The sequence below is a fragment of the Candidatus Poriferisodalis sp. genome, assembly GCF_965208925.1.
GTDB lineage: Bacteria > Actinomycetota > Acidimicrobiia > Acidimicrobiales > Poriferisodalaceae > Poriferisodalis.
In genome coordinates this window covers 38,123-58,397 of sequence record NZ_OZ242364.1, presented here as the reverse complement: position 1 = coordinate 58,397, position 20,275 = coordinate 38,123, and the positions used below count along the sequence as shown (strand labels likewise).

18 protein-coding genes are annotated in these 20,275 nt (G+C 64.8%); 11 read left to right on the top strand and 7 right to left on the bottom strand.

Annotated elements, in window-relative coordinates:
- Positions 1-107: 107 nt before the first annotated feature.
- Both ACOGI5_RS00175 and ACOGI5_RS00170 read left to right on the top strand, forming a co-directional pair.
- Entirely contained in the window at positions 108-233 is a 126-nt protein-coding gene (locus ACOGI5_RS00175; RefSeq protein WP_419862453.1) for a hypothetical protein, read from the top strand.
- Positions 234-243: 10 nt separating this feature from the next.
- Positions 244-489: a hypothetical protein gene (locus ACOGI5_RS00170; protein WP_419862452.1), complete on the top strand. Its 246-nt coding sequence runs from the start codon at positions 244-246 to the stop codon at positions 487-489.
- A gap of 306 nt (positions 490-795) precedes the next feature.
- Here the strand turns inward: ACOGI5_RS00170 and ACOGI5_RS00165 are convergent, their stop codons facing one another.
- Positions 796-990: a helix-turn-helix transcriptional regulator gene (locus ACOGI5_RS00165; protein WP_419862451.1), complete on the bottom strand. Its 195-nt coding sequence runs from the start codon at positions 988-990 to the stop codon at positions 796-798.
- 396 nt (positions 991-1,386) lie between these two features.
- Here ACOGI5_RS00165 and ACOGI5_RS00160 point away from each other — a divergent pair, with 396 nt between their 5' ends.
- Both ACOGI5_RS00160 and ACOGI5_RS00155 read left to right on the top strand, forming a co-directional pair.
- Positions 1,387-2,238, top strand: coding sequence for a hypothetical protein (locus ACOGI5_RS00160; protein WP_419862450.1), 852 nt, complete (start codon positions 1,387-1,389; stop codon positions 2,236-2,238).
- 148 nt (positions 2,239-2,386) lie between these two features.
- Positions 2,387-2,971 (top strand): hypothetical protein, encoded by a 585-nt coding sequence (locus ACOGI5_RS00155; protein WP_419862449.1) that lies wholly within the window; start codon positions 2,387-2,389, stop codon positions 2,969-2,971.
- 42 nt (positions 2,972-3,013) lie between these two features.
- Here the strand turns inward: ACOGI5_RS00155 and ACOGI5_RS00150 are convergent, their stop codons facing one another.
- Positions 3,014-3,619 (bottom strand): DUF6642 family protein, encoded by a 606-nt coding sequence (locus ACOGI5_RS00150; protein ID WP_419862448.1) that lies wholly within the window; start codon positions 3,617-3,619, stop codon positions 3,014-3,016.
- Between the two features lie 11 nt (positions 3,620-3,630).
- Positions 3,631-4,086, bottom strand: a complete 456-nt coding sequence (locus ACOGI5_RS00145; protein WP_419862447.1) for a hypothetical protein — start codon at positions 4,084-4,086, stop codon at positions 3,631-3,633.
- A 437-nt stretch (positions 4,087-4,523) separates the two neighbouring features.
- Between ACOGI5_RS00145 and ACOGI5_RS00140 the strand changes: the two genes are divergently transcribed.
- Positions 4,524-6,038, top strand: coding sequence for a hypothetical protein (locus ACOGI5_RS00140; RefSeq protein WP_419862446.1), 1,515 nt, complete (start codon positions 4,524-4,526; stop codon positions 6,036-6,038).
- Positions 6,039-6,325: 287 nt separating this feature from the next.
- On the opposite strand, the gene ACOGI5_RS00135 is transcribed toward ACOGI5_RS00140, so the two are convergent.
- Positions 6,326-8,167: a hypothetical protein gene (locus tag ACOGI5_RS00135; protein ID WP_419862445.1), complete on the bottom strand. Its 1,842-nt coding sequence runs from the start codon at positions 8,165-8,167 to the stop codon at positions 6,326-6,328.
- Positions 8,168-8,553: 386 nt separating this feature from the next.
- Positions 8,554-9,657, bottom strand: coding sequence for a restriction endonuclease (locus tag ACOGI5_RS00130; protein WP_419862444.1), 1,104 nt, complete (start codon positions 9,655-9,657; stop codon positions 8,554-8,556).
- Positions 9,658-10,111: 454 nt separating this feature from the next.
- Between ACOGI5_RS00130 and ACOGI5_RS00125 the strand changes: the two genes are divergently transcribed.
- Complete coding sequence (locus ACOGI5_RS00125; RefSeq protein ID WP_419862443.1) at positions 10,112-10,603, top strand: hypothetical protein; 492 nt, start codon at positions 10,112-10,114, stop codon at positions 10,601-10,603.
- 277 nt (positions 10,604-10,880) lie between these two features.
- Positions 10,881-11,477: a hypothetical protein gene (locus ACOGI5_RS00120; protein ID WP_419862442.1), complete on the top strand. Its 597-nt coding sequence runs from the start codon at positions 10,881-10,883 to the stop codon at positions 11,475-11,477.
- Positions 11,478-11,800: 323 nt separating this feature from the next.
- Here the strand turns inward: ACOGI5_RS00120 and ACOGI5_RS00115 are convergent, their stop codons facing one another.
- Positions 11,801-12,385: a DUF4389 domain-containing protein gene (locus tag ACOGI5_RS00115; protein ID WP_419862441.1), complete on the bottom strand. Its 585-nt coding sequence runs from the start codon at positions 12,383-12,385 to the stop codon at positions 11,801-11,803.
- A gap of 458 nt (positions 12,386-12,843) precedes the next feature.
- A complete protein-coding gene (locus ACOGI5_RS00110; RefSeq protein WP_419862440.1) occupies positions 12,844-13,755 on the bottom strand; it encodes a hypothetical protein in 912 nt (303 codons plus the stop codon).
- 259 nt (positions 13,756-14,014) lie between these two features.
- On the opposite strand from ACOGI5_RS00110, the gene ACOGI5_RS00105 reads away from it, so the two are divergent.
- The 4 genes from ACOGI5_RS00105 to ACOGI5_RS00090 all read left to right on the top strand — a co-directional run bounded on the left by ACOGI5_RS00105 (position 14,015) and on the right by ACOGI5_RS00090 (position 20,123).
- Positions 14,015-14,737, top strand: a complete 723-nt coding sequence (locus ACOGI5_RS00105; protein WP_419862439.1) for a hypothetical protein — start codon at positions 14,015-14,017, stop codon at positions 14,735-14,737.
- A gap of 399 nt (positions 14,738-15,136) precedes the next feature.
- On the top strand, positions 15,137-15,760 hold the full coding sequence (locus ACOGI5_RS00100) for a hypothetical protein (protein ID WP_419862438.1): 624 nt from the start codon (positions 15,137-15,139) through the stop codon (positions 15,758-15,760).
- 298 nt (positions 15,761-16,058) lie between these two features.
- Positions 16,059-17,219, top strand: a complete 1,161-nt coding sequence (locus tag ACOGI5_RS00095) for a leucine-rich repeat domain-containing protein (protein ID WP_419862437.1) — start codon at positions 16,059-16,061, stop codon at positions 17,217-17,219.
- A gap of 135 nt (positions 17,220-17,354) precedes the next feature.
- Entirely contained in the window at positions 17,355-20,123 is a 2,769-nt protein-coding gene (locus tag ACOGI5_RS00090; RefSeq protein ID WP_419862436.1) for a cell wall-binding repeat-containing protein, read from the top strand.
- The last annotated feature ends 152 nt before the right edge of the window (positions 20,124-20,275 follow it).

The window sequence follows — 20,275 nt, the reverse complement described above, 5'->3', positions numbered from 1 at the left end:
GCCCAGAACTGCACGGCGAGTGTGACGGCGATGGAGATGATCGTATGGCTCACCCGATGCCTCAAGTTTGAGGTCCATCTGATTGCGTTGCCGACCATGCTCCAGCAATGCCTGACACACCTACAACAGCACTGACGTCCACTGTCGGTGCGGTCGCTGAGTCCGACTGCCCGGACGAAGCCACTGCCAAGCGAGCCGTCAGCATCGCTCTGCGACGGATCCCTGACGCGTGAGCCTGCCGAGATGCTCTCAGCCACAGTCGAAGTCATCCGACGGCAGTATCAGCTGATCACGCTTCTCGAGGAATGCCGGAACGAATGGCAAGGACTCGCAGAGGACGCCTTCGGTCTGCTGCAACGAATGGCTGCCAACATCGGCAGCCAGATGGACATGGGCGTTGGTGACTCGACCTTCATCTTCGATGGGCAACTGCCCGGCGAGAGTCACCGGACTGCCCAACGGGCCGCTGCAACCGAACAGTCAGGGTGACGCGTCAGCAAGCCCGAAGACACCGTGTTCTCGGAGGCGCGCACTGGGATGCCTGCTTCCACGATCAGGCGGGTCCTGTGTTGTTATCGGCTGATCTCACTTAACAGCGATGTTCACCCAGCAGGCGTGAGGCAAGAACCAGCGTCAGACTTCGAGGCTCCTGTCGTCGTGATTGTTCTCGCAAACGTCACGCTCGCACAGGGAACTCAACCCGGCGCCCTGTTTCTGATTGCTATGTCCACGACAGCCTTCTGTCTCTCGCTGCGAGGTATGCGACTTCAGTGCCGTTGAGTCATTGCTGCAGTCTCATCGGACGGGTTCGAGTTCTGTCAGCCATTTCTCAATGTCGCCTTTTCGCCAACCCCTTGCGCTGGAGTCGGTTCCTCCTAGGCGCAGGGGCTGTGGGAACGAGCCCTCTTTGACTCGGCGCCATATCGTCGAACGGGACAACGAAGTCAATTCGATAACGGCAGGCAGGCGAAAAATTGTCAGATCGTCCATGTTGCTGGACCTTTCAGTCAATAGTGCTCAATACGTGCGTGATGAGCCTCAATCGGCCATATTCGGACTTTGTGTTGAGCCGTCGTCGGACACTGTTGGCTTGCAAGATTGCGGCGGAGACTAGTTGCGCCATCGCCACCGGCGGGATTCTGCGCGCACGCAACCTCGGAGAGCCGGGAACTCTCTGTAGCAGTACTCTGAACGTGTCCCAGCTGAGGCCTGTAGCTCTCGCGAAGAGACCTTTTCCGCGACGCAAGTTCCGCAGGCGGCCGCCTCGGCTTCATCTGCGCAGACCATTGGATGCTCAGCCACTACGGAGCCCGGCTGATCGGCATTCTTGGGTGATCGCGGGACGGGGGATCGCTCCGTCTGCACCTGCTTGTGTTTACTGTCCGTGTGAGTTCTGCTGAGGCGCTGGCCAGCATGCCGTTCGTATTTCGGACGAGCGAGTTCTGTGCGCGTGCCGGCATCGAGCCATCGTCTGCGTCGCGCGCACTGCGGGCTGCCGCCGCCGACGGTTCCGTCTCGAGGGTCGTGCGGGGTCTGTGGCAGCGCAACGACAGGGAACCGCCAGTTGCTGACTGCTACTCGTCGCATCCGTTTGCGCCTGCTTGGATGAACACCAGCGAATGTCTCATGGATGCTGTATTCGGCCGCGGACCGCGTCGCATCTCGCGCATGACGGCGCTCGATGCAGCGGGCGTGCCGCTGGTCGCCTGGCCGCAACTGTCGTTCCCGCATGAGAGCGCTGGAACGAGTCTGCCTGGGCGTATCACTGTGTTTCGCGAGCGCGCTGATCGTGTCTGCCTGTTCGCTGCGAGGCTGACCGAGCGGACGTGGATGTCGTCCGGGACGCGCGCGGCCATCGAGATTGCCCAGCACCAGAGGGCAGCGCCTTCGTGGGACGTACGCATCGCGTGGGCGCTTGCCGACGGCGGCACGATGTTCGATGTTGAAGAAGCCGTCGAGATCGGCGAGGCGCTGCAGATGCGGGCCGGCTTGCGGCGCGTGGCGTCCATCGAGGACGCACTGCGCCGTCTCGCCGCTGACGCCCCCGACGGCTGCTTGGATGATGTTCCCGGCGAATGGGCTGACGCTGTGACCGCCCGGCGTGGCGACACGTGGATTCGCCTGCACCCATCTTTGCGGAGACCGCGCGAACCGTCCGATGCCGCGTGGGTGGACCGTGAACGCAAAGTGCTGTGGCGGCGGCACCCTGAATCGCTCGTGGCGGCCCTCTTGACATGACCCCGCTGCCGGTCGACGGCGGCGAGGGATTTGTCGGCCAGTTGGATTCACGAGGTTCGCTGCGTGGTGCCAGCCCGATCGGGTTCCGCGCGTCACGCATAGGCTGGTTTGATTTCCTCCGGGTAGCAGGCCTTTGCACACTGAGTGGATGTTCTTGGACGACGAGGGAAACGACATCGGTAAGCAAAGCCCGGCTGCGGACGCAGCGGATCAAGACCTAGTCACCTTTGCCGCCGTGGTGCCGGAGGGTGTCGGATTCCCAATCGTCGTGTTTGACAACAATGCTGCGTTGAGAGCGGCGATCGTGGATCGCGGCACAGCTCGACACCTCGGCGACGAATGGCGATCTGGCGGGCTGTATCTGCTTCTCGGCCGGCGCAACGCGACCGGCGAGTGGGGAGCCTCTATCGGTACGGCGATCTCGGACCTAGCCGAACAAGCGACGAGCCGTTTCTGCGACCAGGACGACTGGTATCGGGCGCTGCTGGTTCAGCGCGACACGACCTACGGGTTCACCTCAGCGCAGCTCGATTGGCTCGAAGGACAGCTGCACGACGTCCTCGCAGCAGCACAGAACGTCCGCTTGACCAACAAGACCAAGCCGGTGGAAGCGACTCTCGGCTCGTCTGAGCCCCAAGTGCTCGAACTGGCGCTGGAGTCCATACGGCGGGTGCTGAGACTGATCGGACATGACACATCCCATGGCGACGACACCGACCCCGCTGCAGGTTGAAGCTGCCAGGGCCATCACTTCGGCCTCACTCTGGCCGCGCCTTCAACGCCGAAACTCGAAGCCGAGGTGTTCATAGAGGCCGGACGCCCTCTCCCACAGGTAGTTGTCCGGTCCGCTGACCTGCCGGTAGGCGCTGAACGATTGGATCAGCAGCAGTTCGAATGAGAAGGCCTCGATGTTGTCGACATCTTTGCGGTAGCCGGTCACGGCGCGTGCGCCGGTGCGCTTGCGGAACTCCGCGATTCGGTCTGGTGCGGCTCGCATGACAGAGCACGAGCTGAAGTGGATGACACGGCCGCGGGCGCGCCCGTCGATCATCTCTTCGAGGTCGCCCAAGCGGACCCGCCGGTTGTCGTCGAGCCACAGGTTGCCTGCGGTGCCGTGGAAGCCGAAGTACCCGATCTGGTAGTGGTCGTAGTCGTCGAGCCACCGGTCGATGTAGTGCCGCAGCTCTTCTTCGGTGCCGATGTCGCGGCGGATGAAGTCGATGCTGACGCACTCCTGCAGTGTCTGCAGCAGCGTCGCGATGCTCGCCCTATCGCTGAGGTCTGCTTCCCAGTTGCCTTCGAACGCGAACAGGCCCGTCGCGATCGGTCGCGACGGTGGGCGTCCGCGGCGTGACGCTGCGGTCGGCTGCTTTTCGGGCACTGTTGACTCCCTCAGTCGTCAGGCACAGTGGCTGTGCGTCGGGGCTGCTCAGCATCCGATGCAGGTGTCCCAGCAGTGCGTTCCGGTCGGAACCATCCCCAGTCGGTCTCCTCGTCGCGGTCGAGCATGCCCGCCTCGGCGACCTCAAGCATGTTGGCGATCTTGCCGAGCGGCATGGACTGGGCATCCTCCCACCAAGGCGGGGACACCGCGACGACACCGATGAATGCGGCCTGCACCGGCGGCAGGCTCCGGATGAGATCGAGCAACGCGCAGCCCCAAGTGATGCTGTCGGGAACGATGCCTTCATTACTCGACGCTGGCGCTCCCGGTTCGGGCGGCGGGCCGTTCCAGCAGTCTCCGAGACCGAGATAGGACTCGATGTCCAGCGCTGCTGCTCCTTGATCGCTCGCGTCGAGGTAGTTCAAGACGATCCGCGCCGCTTGATGATCCATGTCTTCGCTCATGCGTCCTTGGCTGTCCTGGTGTTACTGCTTGCTACTCAAGTTCTGGAGGCGTCAGGCTGACACGGCGAATCAGCAGTGCGTCGGATTCGACCTGCGATGCCATGGACGAGCAATTGCATTGCGGGGATTGAACCGTGCCGACCGCTTTGGCGGACTCGGCGTCGGCGAGAACGCGGCTCGATCAATCGTCTTGAACAGTTTCCAGCACGGAGCGCATCTCGGACATCCGAGGCACTGGAGCAACGAACTCGGCACGTAGCCGTCGAGTTCAACCAGTACCGCCCAGCAGGCATCAAGCGGGCATCCGCGCAAGACATCGCGCATCCCGACATCGTGGTCGTTCTAGCGAGAACAGCGCCCGCTCGGGAGGCTCAGGACATCACCCTGCTGCCAACCTCTATGTCCAAGACTCCTAGCTGGCGCATAAATTGAGAGCCGTGTCGGACGCCGCCAGCCGCTATGAATCCGGTGCCGAGCTGACTACGCCAGAGCCGAAGAAGCCGTCGCGGCGCCCCCTCACGATCTTCCTTGCAGTTGCCATCGTGGCGATCGTTGCCGGGGCAACGTTCTTGGCCGCGGGTGACGACGCGTTCGACCTCTGGGGTTCCGAGCCCGAGGCCTGTGCGGTCGAGTCCGCACCCAGGTCTGTGGAGTCCTCTGCACTTCCGAGTGCGCGCCAGAGCCTGTCGGATGAGCCGATCCTGCAGTGGAGACAAGTTGAGCCACCCGTTGATGACCGCTCTGCGTATGCCTATTCGGACCTTCACAGCACCGATGATGGACGTGTTGCAGTGGTCGTCGACGAAGGCGGCGTGCACCGGCTCGAACTGACGGTCGACGGCGTCGAATGGGAGTCGCATCCGCTCCCGCAGGGAGTCGACCCGCGACAGATGCACATCTCAGACGACCGCTGGATCATCGTCGGGCGAGTGCTCGAAGACAGCGGCGCAAGAGTTGACGGATTCGGTTTTCCTCGCGTGCTCCTCTCGGATGATCGCGGAGCTTCGTGGACCGAGGTGCCGCTCGATCCGGGGACGCCGCCCTTCTTCGAGGACGACTACACGGGCACGATCGGATTGCATGTTGCGGCAGATCGAGTGCTGCTCGTCTCTTACATCTGGCCCGTTCCGCAGTTCGCTGAGCTGATCGCCGACCGAGGATTGATCGACAGCACCGATGACATCGAGCACCTGGGCCTCGGAACCCACAGCGTGACCCTGTGGATGCGTTCCGACGAGTCTGACGAAGACTCCCCGGTCATCGAGATCTCACACGACGATCTTGAACTCTCCCCCAGGCAAGAGTTGCTTCTGAATCGTTGGGTGGCGATCGTGACCTCGACTGAAGGGCTGACCGGATATGTCCGCACGTACTCGGGGGACGCGAATGGTCTCTCGGTGACCGGCGACTTTGATCTTGATGCCGATCTGGTCAGCGGCGTCGCGACCCGCGACGGGTTCATGCTGAGCCTCGGCGAGCGTCAGGGAGCATCTCGAGTATTCGCGTCGGCGGACGGACGGGACTGGAGCGAGGTTCAGATTGATCCGCCGATTCGAACCCACTTCGCTGGCGCTCGCGGGGGTGAAACCATGTGGGCAGCGAGCTTCAGCGACGGGTCGTCGAGCTCAATCGCCTCGTTCCGGTGCGGTCAGGCACCTCGAACGACGGCGGTGCTCGAAGGCCTCGCCATGGGACCGCCATACGATCCGGGACTCGCGGTCGGCGCCGGCGGCTTGGCGGCGATCGCGCGATCCGAGCTGTCAACGGACCCAATCTGGGTGGGTTGGTCGACCGACGGCGTTGTCTGGGACTGGCAAACCGCAGTCGATGCGTTCGGGTTCGAGCCTCTGGACACCGGCATCCAGATAGCCGTGGGCGAGGGCTTCGTACTCGCCTCCGTAGACGGCCCATACACGGAAGACAGCGGGTGGTTCGTGGCTGAGACGCCCTGACCCAACCGGCTGCGGTGATCAGACAGGTGCACATATCCGGTTTCCCAGTGACCGCGCGGATGACAGCGGTCAATCCAGACTTCGCGAGAACGAGGTTTCCTGAGCAATTGCAAGCAATGGGCGCCGATGTCGAACGCGCCTCGACCAACAACCGGGCCCAGAGGGCGCCTCGCGAGCGTCAGGTTGACACATCGAGCCTCCTGTCGTCGTGGCTGTTATCCCAGACTCCACGCTCTCGCTGGAGGCTCCGCCGGCCTCCTTGATGCCGATCGGTGTGTTTAGGACAGCTAGCTGTCTGATGTGACCACCGCGAGACGTGCGCCGGCTCGTCCGACTGCTGCGTCGGTTGAGAGCAAGAGATGATCGAGACGCCGGAGTCGGGAACGGTCGCCGTGGACTTGCTCCTGGGAGATTGTCCGAGCGTTCGCCAATAGGGACTTTGTTACGTGGGGCTGAAGAACGTTGGCGACCACTTCAAGGTTCGCACGCGGCTTCTTGAGCGCCGCTATCAGCGATTCGAGATTTGATGACAGTTTGCCGTCGAGCCAGAGCGGTCCTCGTCGGCCTCGCGGCAGCCGCGCGGTGAGTTCGTTCGCCAACGCCTGAGGTTTCAGGGACGGAATGTTCTTCTGCATCTGGGCACAGACGTGCTCGTATGGGACAGCTGCGATAGAGCGCTGTGAGCCAGACTTGCAGGCCTTGACGTGCCAGATAGACAGCCGTTCTGCCGCTGGGTCCAGATGGACGAAGTCGAACAGTTCGTCAGAGCCGTCGTCGCAGTAGAGCCAGCCGGATCGGTGGTTGCGAATGATCCAGCCGAATAGCGACGTGTCGTTGTCCTTGCCTCCGAGCTTCTTGATCGTTGACCGTTTTCCGTCGCCGGGCTTCTCGGCACTGATGTCGACGCCGTTGAGTGACACGAATCTCCAGCTGCTGAACGGCACGTCGGCGAATTGCTCAGCGACGATTCCGCGCTTGCTTACGGAGTGCCCCGATTCGTAGAAGAGCATTGGCGTGGCTTCCTTGAGCTCCGCGCAGAATCTGGTTGAAGTCTCGGTGCTTCCTGTGTCGCGGACGCCGCGTATCGTCACCGACTTCTTCCGCTGTTCGGGCTTCAGGACCATCGTGCACTCGGCGTTTCCGTCGGTGACCCGAACACGTGCCGATTGCTCGTCTTCGGGCTCGATGAAGACGACGTGCTGAGAGAGCCAGTCGAAGGCATCGATCTCGCTCTGGGTGGGTATCTTGCCCGACTCCTCCCAAGGCGCGTCAAATGAGAGGTCGTATGGCCGTGCCACGGGTTCGAGGTCGTCGATATAGCGCGCGAAGACTGACAATCTCTCGTCGCCGCCTGCGCCGTCCGAAGCGTTGTTGATCGCTGCCAGGATTCTCGAGGTGATCTGGACGAACTCCGTCCAGTTCTTCGCCCGGCGAAGCCAGAATCTCGACTGATCTAGGTTCGCGCCGATGACTCCCTCACGAGAGCCGCCGAGCAAGTCCTCGCCTGCCGCTGCGCGCGCGCCGGAGAGCGTGTGGCTCTGATCGGCGACCGGATCGATCGAATCCCCCAGGTTGTCTCCGTGGTGCGTCTTGCTTCTGGGCCCCGGACGTCCCCTGCCGGCAGCGCCCTGGCCCATCCACAGCGTCGCTATTTCGCCCTGCAGGAGAGCCCGCTCTAACGCTGACCGTTCGACGAGCTCGACTCCCTCAAGCTCGTTTGACCGCTGCAGTCGCAGGAGATGCTCACGAAGTCGCCCATCTGTCGTGTGGAACGCCACGAGCGGTTCGGCCTCGAACACCACGGCCAGATGAAGCGAGAATTCGGCTTCCTCGGACTTGTCGCCCGATGAGGGCAGACCGCCCCAGGAAGGATCATTCTTCGTTCGGTATGCGACGCACAACTCAAGGGTGGCACGATCCGCATCTTCTTCGGCTTCGCCGGCCGCATCTCTCTCGGCTTGGTTCAGCCCGTTTGCGATCAGTTCGGAACGCTTGTCTGTTTCGATCCACTTGCAGATCGCATTGCAGACGTCGTCCGCCGATCCACCGTCGGCCGATTGCGAGAAAACGGTGAATGAGATGTACGGCTTGAGCCGGCTCTCCTCGAGCGCACGAAGATCATCCGACATTCCGCATGCCCACCATGGCTGCGATGGTAGCCACACGGTCTCGGACAGCAGCGGACGCCGTCGATTCGTCCCTGGAGGACGGACGAGGACCTCGGCAGGCACGGCCCAGAACTGCGAGCAGTCTGGATCCGCGACATTCGCATCTGTCGCAGGCACCTCTGCGTGCAAGCAGAACACGTATATGTCGGCGAATCGCCGGGGTTGGTCATGATGCGTGACGGTGTCGGTCGCTGCTGACCAAGATGTTTTCTTCTGCTCGATGCCGAATCTGACGGGTGCTGAACGGTCGGGGTTCCAGCTTTGGCTGCGACCGGCTGCTTTGACTTCAATTCGCTTGTCCCGGTACAGAGGGGGACCGTATCGGAAGAGGAGGATCGTGGCGGCTGTCAGTCCTCGACCAGAGTCCACATCCGCTTGAGGGGGAGCTCGGCCTGCAGTTCCTTGTCGAGCTGGTCGTAGTTCCTGAACACGGCCTCGAGCAAGTCATCCGCATCCCACACACGCACGCGGAAGAACTGACTGCGCATTTCTCTGCGGGCGGGCTGGTTGACGCCGCCCCACGCGACCAGCAGGCCTTGGTCCGCGTCCTGGCTGCTGAGCACGCCGTTGAGTTCGCGTACCACCTTCACATCCACGGGCGCCGGGCTGGATTTGACTTGCACAATCAGACGCGGACTATCGAGTCCGAGCGGGCCTCGACCGGCGAACACATCGATGCCGCCGTCTGGTCCCGGGGGAGCAGTGTCCACCGTGAAGCCCTCGGCTCTCAGGATCTCGGCCACGAGCCGCGACAGCTCGTGGCCTGCGAGGTTCTCGGCAATGTGACTTTGGATGCGGTCCTTGCCGATGCGTTCGAGATCGATTGCGGATTCGGCAGAGTCCGTCGTGTCCGAATCGATGTCCACAACATCCGTGTCGGTGTCTCGGATGGATGCGGGCGTGGCTCTGGCGCCCGGATCAGCTCCGGTCTTGAGAAGTTGGTGCAGCCGCCACTTGCCGTCGTTGCGTGTGATGGTGCAGATCGTCAACGAGGAGCCAAGCGAGTACAGCAAGTCCTGTCTGACAGCTGTGCGGGGGACATCGGTGCGCCGCCAGTCGACCTGTACGACATGGCGCCAGTCCGGTTCCGGATCGTTGTTGTAGCGGTACTCCTGGGTGACGATCCCGAAGGCGATCTGCGACGTCGCTTTGCGGGGCAGGACCACAAGATCGCCCACTCGAACTCGGTCGAACAGCGTCCACAGTTGATTTGCCCATGTTGAGATCGACTTCTCGCGTGCATTCGGTGCGGCCGACTGCATCATGCGCTTGAGCTCGTCACGACCTGAGAGTTCCCGGAGATCGGGAATGTGGCCCCAGCCCATGCTCGCTAAACCATGCTCAAGATTGAAGTCCTCGCGCTCCCCGGACTTGCCGGCCCTGATCAACCAGGCCGTAGACAGCTCGGTCCCGTCATCGCTTGACACCCGCTCGATTCCTTCCGCATGCATGTCGGTCCGCCTGAGGTTATGGGCGCGTGATGCCAGCGGGCCGCCGCCGACGGTGTGGTGTCGGTGGCGGGGACATCAGCACGAGTGCGCTATTAGCCTCGTCCTCAACATGACATCAACAAGCTATCCTCGCCGCGCACCCGAAGTCCCGATCGAGCGTGTCTCGTACACCGCCGCTGAGAGTTCTCTTGCGCTGAACCTGGCCCGGTTTCAGATTCGGCCGGCGGGGGCACGCGGGTTACGATCCCTGATGAGCGATTGCGTCTGCTGTGGCGCCGAGCGGCGGTGGTACTGCCGTGCCGCTGGCGGCGTGATGCTCGGGTGCAGCCAACCGACGCATATGCACGAGTGAGCCGTGGTGGATCCCAAACGTCAAAACGAACTGGACTACCTCGCCCGCCAGATCGCGTCCGAACATGCCTGGCAGGCAGCCCAGCGCGAACAAGCAGACACGATGGCCGCGAGGGCGGAACACGAGAATCGTGTCGCAGCCGAGAGAAACCACCGGGAGAAATCGCAGCTTTCGCGGGAGCAGAGGAGCCAGCACGACGACCTGGAGCGCGCCGTCGATGAGGCAATAGCTGCTAAGTCGCAGGCAGACAGCGCCACTTGGAAGGCGGCAAGCGCTGCCCGCAGATTCCGCCGCCGAGCCTGGGTGCCGGCCTGGATCGCTGTCCCCTTCCTGGCTCTGCAGATTCTGCTCAACACAATCGGACCGGGCGGCGCGGACCCGATCACGTGGCTCGTTTTCCTCGGGGTCCTGTTGTCCACAGTCCCCGGCTTGATACGGCGCCACCGGGACAAGCACTTCGCCGAAGCCGGCGCAGCCAAGATGAGATTCGAAGCAGCCCGACTGCGCGACCGAGCAACGCGTCTCCATGCTCGAGCTCAGTTCAACAAGACGAGCAGGCTGCAAGACAAGGCCGCCAGGCTCCAGCTGTCGTAGGAGCAGGCTTACCTGAGAGCACTTCTTGCCAAACTGCCTGGTCTCTTCGCCTGACGGGTGTGACCTCAAGCGATCGGACGTGGCTTCCGATGGCGATCGCCGCACTTTCGTCAGCAGCTGAACGAGAAGCGGATCACGCCTCTTCGACGCTGACGATGTGGTCGACGTGCAGCAGCGTCGACTCAAGTGTGGAGATCGTGCGGTGCCTCACTCTCGTGAATGGGCTCTCGTTGGTTCTGAGGTCGATGTTGAGATGTATTTGATACAATTTTCTCTCATGAGCACTGCCCAGCTCGTTCGTGACCACGTCGCAGGGGTTCCGGAGCGCTCGTTTGTGTCCAGCAGCGAGCTCAATGCCCCGTCTCATGCGGTCGACTGCGAGCTGTCCCGCCTGTCGGATCGACGCGAGCTCGTGCGCGTCCGCAAGGGGCTGTACTGGAAGGGTTCCCGCACACGGGCCGGGATGACCGGTCCGCCTGCGATGCAGGCAGGCTTGGAGGTGGCGGGCGACGGTGCGGGGCCAGCGGAGTTCTCGGCTGCAGCGGCGCTGGGATTGACGACGCAGGTTCCTTCCGTGGAGGTTGTCGCCGTCCCGGGCCGCCGGCGGGTGCCTCCTCGCGGTGTGCGGTTCGTGTTGCGTTCGGTCGAGCGTCGGATTCGGCAGTTGAGTTTCGTCGAGGTCGCTGTCATCGAGTTGCTTCTCGACGGGCCCCGGTTCATCGAGGTGCCTTGGAGCCGCGCAGCGGAGGCCATTGCGCTGCATGCCCGCGACGGCTCCATCCGGGTATCCGTGATCGCCGAACAGCTCGCCGATGAGCGCCACCTCGCCGCCCGCGACCGCTGGCAGCAGCTCGGGCTGCGGGAGCGCGTGTGACATTTCGGCTGCGCGACAACCCGGATGAAGTTGAGGGATACGCGGATGCCGTGGCGCAGATCGCGCAGATCCCGCGTGAGCACGTGGAGAAGGACTTCTGGATCACCGAGGTGCTGCGGGGAATAGCGGCAGCATCTCGCGAGACCGGGTGCACGGTGGTCTTCAAAGGCGGCACGAGCCTGTCGAAGGCAACATCGACCCTGAAACGACAACCAAGGGCGTCAAGCGCACACTGCATCTGGACTATCCCTCGGCACACCAGCACACGGGCCTCAGACGCTCAGTGCTCGTCGAGATCGGCTGCCGGGGTCGGGGAACGGGGCCTATGCGGCGGCGCTGAATGGCGGGTACTTGTCGTTCAGCGCGTGGATGTACGACAGGCAGCGCGTCTGGGCCCGGTAGAACCCGATCACGAAGTTGCGCATTCCCGTGGGCCAGCGACCGGTGAACAGGATGATGACGTAGGCGATCGTCACCACAGCCGCCACGAGGTAGGAGTAGACGATCACGAAGACGATCTGCGGCAGCCCGTAGATCACTCGGAACAGCGACGTCAGGCGGTTGCGGTTCTCCAGCTGCGCTTCGATGTTGACCGCCACCGGTGAGCCGCCCGGGTCCTCTGCGGCGGATGAGAACTCGAACTTCGGGTAATGCTCGTGGATGATGTGCAGGAACGAGAGCACCCGGTGGTAGTGGCGCACGTACATCACTTGGAAGTTGGCGATGCCCGCCGGCAGCTTGCCGGTGAGGAAGATGACGATCCACGTCAGGACCGACAACAGCCAGGCCACGGTGACAAAGACCATCTGGATCACCTGGTGCGGAAGCAGCAAGATCCAGTGAACGAGCGGCCGCCAGTTCGCTACGCGATCCGGCGCGTCGACGGTAACGGAAGCCGGGTAGTCCATACGGCGAAACTACTCCCGTCCCGACATGGGGCAGTGACACATCCGGTCCAGACACGAAGCCGTCAGGCGGCCGTACGTGTGCTAGCCAGGACCGCAGTCCTCGTCGGACAGCCGGCGGGGGAGCCACCGGCGAGATCTTCTAGCGCCGCGATCTCGCCGCGGGCAGCGTCATTGCGATCCAGCAGTCCGCCAATGCGCGACAGTTCAGCGAGCCTCGTTGCCGCGGCGTCGGGCTGGCCCCACAGGTCGGACCGGCTGGCGAGGGCGGTCAGCTCAGCAGCGCGCTGGCGCAGTCAACGCTCGTCGACCGCGTCGGCCACAGCCGACACGCGGCAGAGAGAAGGTCGATGCGTGCTGAGAAGTTCATCGCAGTGCTCCCTCGCCGTCGTCATGACGATTCCATCAGCCTAAGCAGGAGCGGCCAGAGCTGCGCTCCGCATCGTCCTCCTGCCTGGCTGTTATCGCTCGAGGTCGCGGTAGTAGCCGGCGATGTCGAGGAATGCACCGATGTTGCCGCACTGCGGGCCGTCGCTCGTGGGTGAGCACGTGTGGGTCTCGACCACGACGCGGTGGTCGATCATGGTCGAGACCGTGACGTTGTGGACAGATCCGTCGCCGGCGAGTTCGACTTGCTCGACGATGCCGACTCGTCCGTGGGCAGGGGCATCGGCTCGCGACCACCACGCGACATGGCCTTCCGCGGGCGTCTTCATTCGCGGGATCCTCAGCCGGTCGGCCTTTGCAGCCCAGTCGCCGGCATGGCCCCAAGCAGGCTCCGGAAGCGTCGGAGGGGAGTTGTTGTTGAATGTGTCGTCTCCGGGGAGTGCGCTGTTGAGTCTCGACGCAACATACGAGGTCGAGTAGTCGATGAAGAAGCACCACTCGTCGATCATGAAGCTCTCGGTACGAGGGCACTCGCCAGGATCAATTGCATTGCGGTACTCGGTTTGCAGAGTGCTCGCGAGCGAGGCCACTGTGCCAGGCGAGTCCGGTGCGGATGCGATCGAGGCGTTGTCTGCGACCGTTACGGGCGCTGTTGAGGTGCTCGCTTCATGCGGTGTCGGGCCGACTGGTTCGGGCGTCGACGGCAGCGTGCCGGCGCTAGTTGATGTGGGGCGAGCGGCCGGAGTGGTGCTCGCTGGTCCTGCGGCCGTCGTCACCTCAAGCTGGCTCGGCACGTTCTCGGTCTCCGATTCCGAGCTGCCCCACCAGCCCAGGACCCATCCCGCCAAGCCGAGAACCAAGAGGAAGACCGCGGCACCCACCTTGTAGAACAGGCTGCCGAGGAACGCCTCAAAGCCGCCACGCAGGCGATCCCGAATCCACTGGCCGGACTTGCCTGCCGGCTCGGATTCAGGACTCGAGGTCATGGCACCGATTGACGATCCTCCGGCCTCCCGATGGGCTTTCCGGCCGTGTGTTCAGGCGCACGACGGCGATTGTAGATCTGGATGTCCACGGCGAGCACAGGCGACGGGCGGGTGCGCTGTTCTTGCGCAGCTCAGACGGTCAAGACACTGCTCTGAGATGTTTTTCTTAATTTTCAGTGTGTTTTGATATACTAAGGTATGCTGGCATGTACGTGCCGATTTCGGCCGAACGTGACACGAACCCATGGAGGAGACCCCAGTGCCTGCTGATCACATGCCAACGATTCCCGCATCGCCGGCAGGCGCCGAGGACGCCGCACCGGCTGCACTGCGGCTTGTGGGCGGTACCTCGACGGCGCCCGGCGCAGTGCTGGCGAGCACAGCGGGGCCGCTGCGCGTGCTGTGCGTGCGACCGTGGGATGACCCCGGGCTGGCCCGTCGCGGCCACGATCCGCGTTCGGCCTACGTGGAGCGTTTCTGGGTTGCTGTCCTGGGTCCCAGCGCCGTGTGGTTCCTGCGATTGCTCGCACGCGAGTTCGACGAGCTGGCGCCGGGCGAAGATCTGCGGCTGGATCTCGACTCCACCGCCCGCAGGCTCGGGCTGCAGCACCGCGGCGGTCGCACGAGCACCTTCATGAGAACTGTCGACCGCTGTGCCATGTTCGGTCTGGCGTGCTTCACCGACGGCGCAGTGCTGATGGTGCGCAGGCATCTTCCGTCGGTGCCACGCCGGCTGCACGACCGTATCCCCCCAGAACTGCGTGACGAGATCGGGCGCTGGTGCCGCACCGACGGGCACACCGACTTCTCGGTCGGCGAGACCCGCCTGCTCGCTTCATGCATGCTGATGCTCGGCCACGGCCTGCACGAGTCAGCCGAGCGCCTGGTCACGCTAGGACTCGCGCCCAACGCCGCCAACGAGGCAACCGCGTGGGCATGGGCGCAACGATGCACCCGACCCCGCCCACGCCAGCACCGCTGACTGCCCACTGGGCCTTGACCGACCGGCAACCAGTCATCCAACAGACTCCATCGGATCCGGCTCGGCTCCTCGAAGCCGTCGTGATCGCTGAGTCGTCAAGGCTCCGGGCTTGAATTTCTGGATGAGCCGGGTATCGACATTGCCCAGCGAGGCATGCTCCTCACAGCCCGTCGGCGGGGACTGCTTTGGCGACGGATGCAGCCCGCAGCGGCGCAGCGTTGGCAGGCGCCCCGAGGTGACGCGCCAGCCACCGACGCCGGATGCCACAGGGTGCTGACACATTTTGACTTTTGTGTAGTACACACGCGCGTGTACCCACACAGATAGGTCAAAACAATGCAACTGAACCCGACACCGAGAACCACCGTTGGAATGCACCGGCGATTGAGAGCGGCAGCCATGGCAGTGGTGTTTGTGGCTACAGCGCTCGCCGCTGTAGTGCTGCTCGCGAGCAGTGCCGAGGCGCACCCCCAACGCGTTCGGCGCTGCTCGTACGGCCCATTTCCCGTGTGCTGGTACGTGAACGTTGCTCACACTCATGAAGCGCCGCCCACCACCGATCCCCCAGATCAGAGTGATCCTGACGAGACTGACGCTGACCAGCCGGACGTTGATGACGATGAGGGCCAGGACGGAGGTCAGAGCGAGGGCGATCAGAGCCAGGACCGCCCTGACGAGACTGACGTTGAGCAGCCGGACGCCGATGACGATGAGGGCCAGGACGGAGGTCAGAGCGAGGGCGATCAGAGCCAGGACCGCCCTGACGAGACTGACGCTGAGCAGCCGGACGTTGATGACGATGAGGGCCAGGACGGAGGTCAGAGCGAGGGCGATCAGAGCCAGGACCATCCTGACGAGACTGACGCTGACCAGCCGGACGTTGATGACGATGAGGACCACGGCGGCATCCAAGCGGACGGCGGACGTCCCGGCGGAAGCGACAGCGAGGACACCGATCTGCCACCGTGCAGCCGAGACCAACTCCCGAGCTCCAATCAGGAACGGATGCTGCGAGCCCTGTGATGACCAGCGCGGTGAAGCGCCCTCGGGGAGGAAGCGGCGGATTGAGGCCGATGTCGCCGACGAGGCGCGCTACTCCGTCGAGTTTGTTGCACGTTCAGGCTTGTGTGTCCATGCGTCTGGATGCTGAATCAGGCCGACATGTTTGTGTGATCTGGTTGTGTAGGGTTCGCGGTCATGAGAAACGCTCGTGTATTTCAGCTGGTGTTGGCAGTCGCGGTCTGGGCGGCCGTGGTCGTCACGTCCGCTCCCGGGGGGGGGGGGGGTCGGCGCCCAGGGAATGGGCTCCGACGAGGAGTCCGTGGGCCCGTGCGCTCGCGTCGCTGCGGCCGAGGTAGCTGCTGCGGCTGATGACGATGAGACGGTGACGGTCCCCGATCCGGTGCTGCTGGAAATGCTGGAGGATCATCTGGGTCTCGGGCCCGGCGAGCCGGTCACCCGCGGCGCTCTGCGGTCGCTGCGGAAGCTGTCGGCGTCGCGACTGGACACCCAAGCGGCGCCGATCCGGATCCTGGAGGGACTGCAGTACGCGACGGGGCTGCGCGAGCTGTCGCTGTGGGGCAACGAGATCACCGATGCGGGGATGATCAGCTTCGCGGGTTTCGACTCGCTGTGGTACCTGTCGCTGGGCGCGAACCGGCTCACCGAGGTCGACCTGTCAGAGCTCGGGTCGCTGGAGACGCTGTCGCTGAAGGCCAACCGCATCACGTCGCTGGACGACCTCGACGGCCTGGGCGACCTGTCGCGGCTGAAGCGGCTGTATCTGACAGCGAACCCGCTGTCGGGCCCGCAGTCGGTGCCGAACCTCGAATGCCTGGAGATCCTGCACGTTCGCGAGGCCGGGCTCAGTGGCATCACCTTGGCGAGCCTGCCCAAGCTGCGCGAACTGGACCTGCGGGGCAACACGCTCAGCGCGCTGAGCCTGGGCGACAAGCCCGCCCTGGAGACGCTGGTGCTGACTCGCAACCGGGTCAAGTCGTGGGCGCTGCCCGCCCAGAGCGCCATCCCGTCGCTGACGAAGCTGCTGATCAACGACCAACGGGTCGCCTACACCTCTCTCGACGGGGACCGCATGAGCATCACCTTCCCCAACGCCAACAGCACACTCGAAGACCTCCATCTTCAGTACAACGACGTGCTCAACGATCTCGACATCGCCAATCTCACCGGGCTCCGAACTCTCGACATCACCGCGAGCCGAATTTGCAGCACCTATGGAGATACGAGTCCCAGCACAACCACGACGAGCAAGAAAAGATCACGAGTTACTGTCAATGCGGGGAGCGCACAGAGCGGGTTCGCAGACTCTCAATCCCCGCACAGCATTTCGGTGCCCGGCGGCAACACCGTCTCCATCAGTCGCGAAAGGTCTGCCGAACTCCGGCACATTGAGTGCCCGCCGAGTTCCGTTGCGCATTCTCAGCTTCAATCGACCACCGCCGACTATGTCGGCGGGCTCTGAGCCGGGTTCGCCGCTGCGCGTGCCGGGCTCGACCGACGCCGCCGATCACGGAAGCCGCGCTGGGCGGATCGTGGCAGGAGCGAGTCCGCATAGTTCGCCCGGCGGCGGAGGTGGCACCGAGCGTCCGCAAGGGGCGTGAGCAGCCGCGGCGCAGGTCGTGCCGCAGCGGCGGCGGTGCTGCTCGTGGCGAGCTCGTGGCTCGCGATCGGCGCCGGCGCCGACCCCTCGGGCGCAGCCAACACCGCCGCCGAATACCTGGTCGACGGCGACGACGACGGGGTCGCCGGCAGCCGGCCGTTCGCCGGCCGCGATCGCTACGACACGGCGCTGCTGCTGGCGCGCCGGTATGCCGCCGTGCGGGGCGGCCTGGGCTCGGTGCGCACCGCGATCGTGGTGTCCGGCGAGTCCCCGCCCGACGCCGCCGCGGTCGCCGGCCTCGCGGGCGTCGAGAACGCACCGGTGTTGCTGGTGCGGCCCGGCGGACTGCATCGGGCAGCGGCGGAGTTCCTCGAAGACCACGACGTGAAGCAGATCTTCGTCGTCGGGGGACCAGCAGCGGTGCCCGCTGAGGTCGTGGCGCAGCTCGCCGGCCTGGTCTCGCAGCCGCAGGTGACGCGTCTGGCGGGCGAGGACCGGTACGCGACAGCGGCAGCGGTCGCGTCCCATATCGGCGGCAGGGCGACCTGGTGCACCTCCAACGACTCGACCGCGGTGCTGATCAACGGCGATGAGCGCTCGGCGATCGATGCGGCGGCCATCGGACCTCTGACATACGCCTTGGGGCTGCCGACCGTGCTGACACGCACGTCGCGATTGCCCGAGGCAACAGCACGGTTCCTGCGAGAGCACGACATCGACCATGCGGTGGTCGTCGGCGGTGCTGACGCAGTGGCTGAGTCCGTCATCACCCAGCTCGGCCATGCAGGAGTGCCACGGACAACGCGTCTCGAGGGCTCAGGCGCCGCGCAGACCGCAGCCCGCATAGCCGACCTGATGCACGGCGACTGCGCCTTCGCGAGCGGCCGGCGCGCCTCGCTGGTGGCGCTGGTCGGGCGTGAGGCGGCGATGGACGGTCTGGTCGCAGCACCGCTGCTCGGCGAGGGCCTGGGCAGCGGGCGGGCGCTCCCCGTGCTGGTTGCCGGCGACTCGCTTCCCGCCGACACGGCGACGTGGCTGGCTGCCACGCCCGTCGAGGTGGACCGGCTGAAAACCCACCTGCGCATCGTGGCGATCGGCGGCAGCGGCGCCGTCAGCAGCGAGGCGATGGCCGCAGCCGTGAAGGCCGCCACGACCGGGGGGCCGTTCACCGCGACCATCGCGGCGCGCGCCGGCGAGCGCAGCTTCACCATCACCACCAGCGATGCGCTCAACGTGGAGCTGCCCGACGCGCAGGGCAAGGCACATGACCTGCTGTACATCAACGACGTGCCCGTGCATCTCGCGCCCGTGGGCGGCCTCGACGTCCTCCCGGGCGAACCGTGTCTCGAGCCCCGACGGTTCAAGATCAACCTGCGGCACCCGCTCGAGGCCGGCGACGTCATCGAGCTGCGGCCGACCGAGGTCAGGTTCGGAGCGCGCGACGACCGGAGGCCCTTCAGCCCGGCGAGGCTCGTGGTGCCCGAACCGGCAGTTGACACTGCGGCGCCCAAGGTCCGCATCGTCGCCCCGGCGGGCAGCGAGTCCCTGCTTGCGGTCATCAGCGACGACAGCGATCTCGACGAGATCATCGTCAATCCCCGCCAGGTCAGAGTGATCACACGACGCGGCACGGCGGTCGTCGTCGCCGAAGACACCCCGGAGGTGCTCCCCCTGCACGAGGCTGCAGTGTTCGCCCTGAGGCTGACCGCGCCGACGGGCTACACACGCCCCGCGGCCGGCGGCAGCGGCAGCGGCAGCGAACTGGTTGCACCGGGCGGCGCATACCGGCTCGAACCCGGAGACCGGATGCTCCTGCGTCACGGCGTCGCCGTCGACGCGGCCGGCAATCGCAGCAGGGCCGGCAGTGTCAACGTGACCGCCCCGCAGCACTCGCTGCGGGCGGTGAGCATCAGCGTCGCTGCGGCCAGGACGCGCGACGAGGCCTCCACGGACGCGGTCTCTGGCGACGCCGACGACGACCTCTCGGGTGCTCAGGCGCTGCTGGCCGGCACGCTGCGCATCACGGCACGAGACAGCGGCGACGCAGCGGGAGCGCTGGGCAACACCTGGGAGGTGCGCACCAGCCGTCTCAGCACGCACGATCCCGCCGCCGAGCAGATCGGCATCGACATAGCAGTGTCGAGCCGCGACAAGATCATCAGCATCCGGTTCGCCAGCGGCACGCCGAATTTCGGCCAGCTCGCCGACGCGCTCAACGCCGACGCCGGCTTCGCACGGCACTTCGAGGCGGACGCCACCGGGGGGATCTGCGCGGGCCGCGCTCAGACCGTCGACCTCGCCCATCCCGACATGGACGGCGCCACCCGACTTGCCGGCGGGATCACCGTCGCCGAGGTCACCGTCCGGTTCAACAATCTTGTCCGCGGCTACCGCAGTGAGAGCCAGAACCTGCCGTGTCCTCGGGCCGAGACGGGGGTCGGCCAAGAGGCTGTAGCGGACGCGGAGGCTGGGGCACGCGAGTTGGTCGAGCACGTCCTCTCGGGCATCGTGACCGATTTCACCACCCTCGCCGCCGCAGAGGGGGCTGGCGACATCTTGTTGTTCGAGGCGCCGGTGCCCTATGACCAGATGAAGTTCAGGTACACCACGCTGGACCCCTCACGCGGCTCGCTGCTCGGTGTCTCCCGCTACGACGTGGTCGAGATTCCCGCCGGCGCGGTGTGCGGCTATGGGGCCGATGACCCGGCCACCGGCGAGGACGAGAGCCTCAGCGTCAGTTCACGGCTGAGACCGCAGCGACGCTGAATCGCCCTACAGATCGCACTGTCACCCGGGTGCTTCCGTGCGCTCGGCGACCATTCCGTGGCCCTTGAGCCCAGCGGATGGCCTCGCTGGAGGCGGGTGCCGGTGCTGTGCCGATCGTGCCGTGCTGACGGAGCCATGCTGATGCTGTGGTG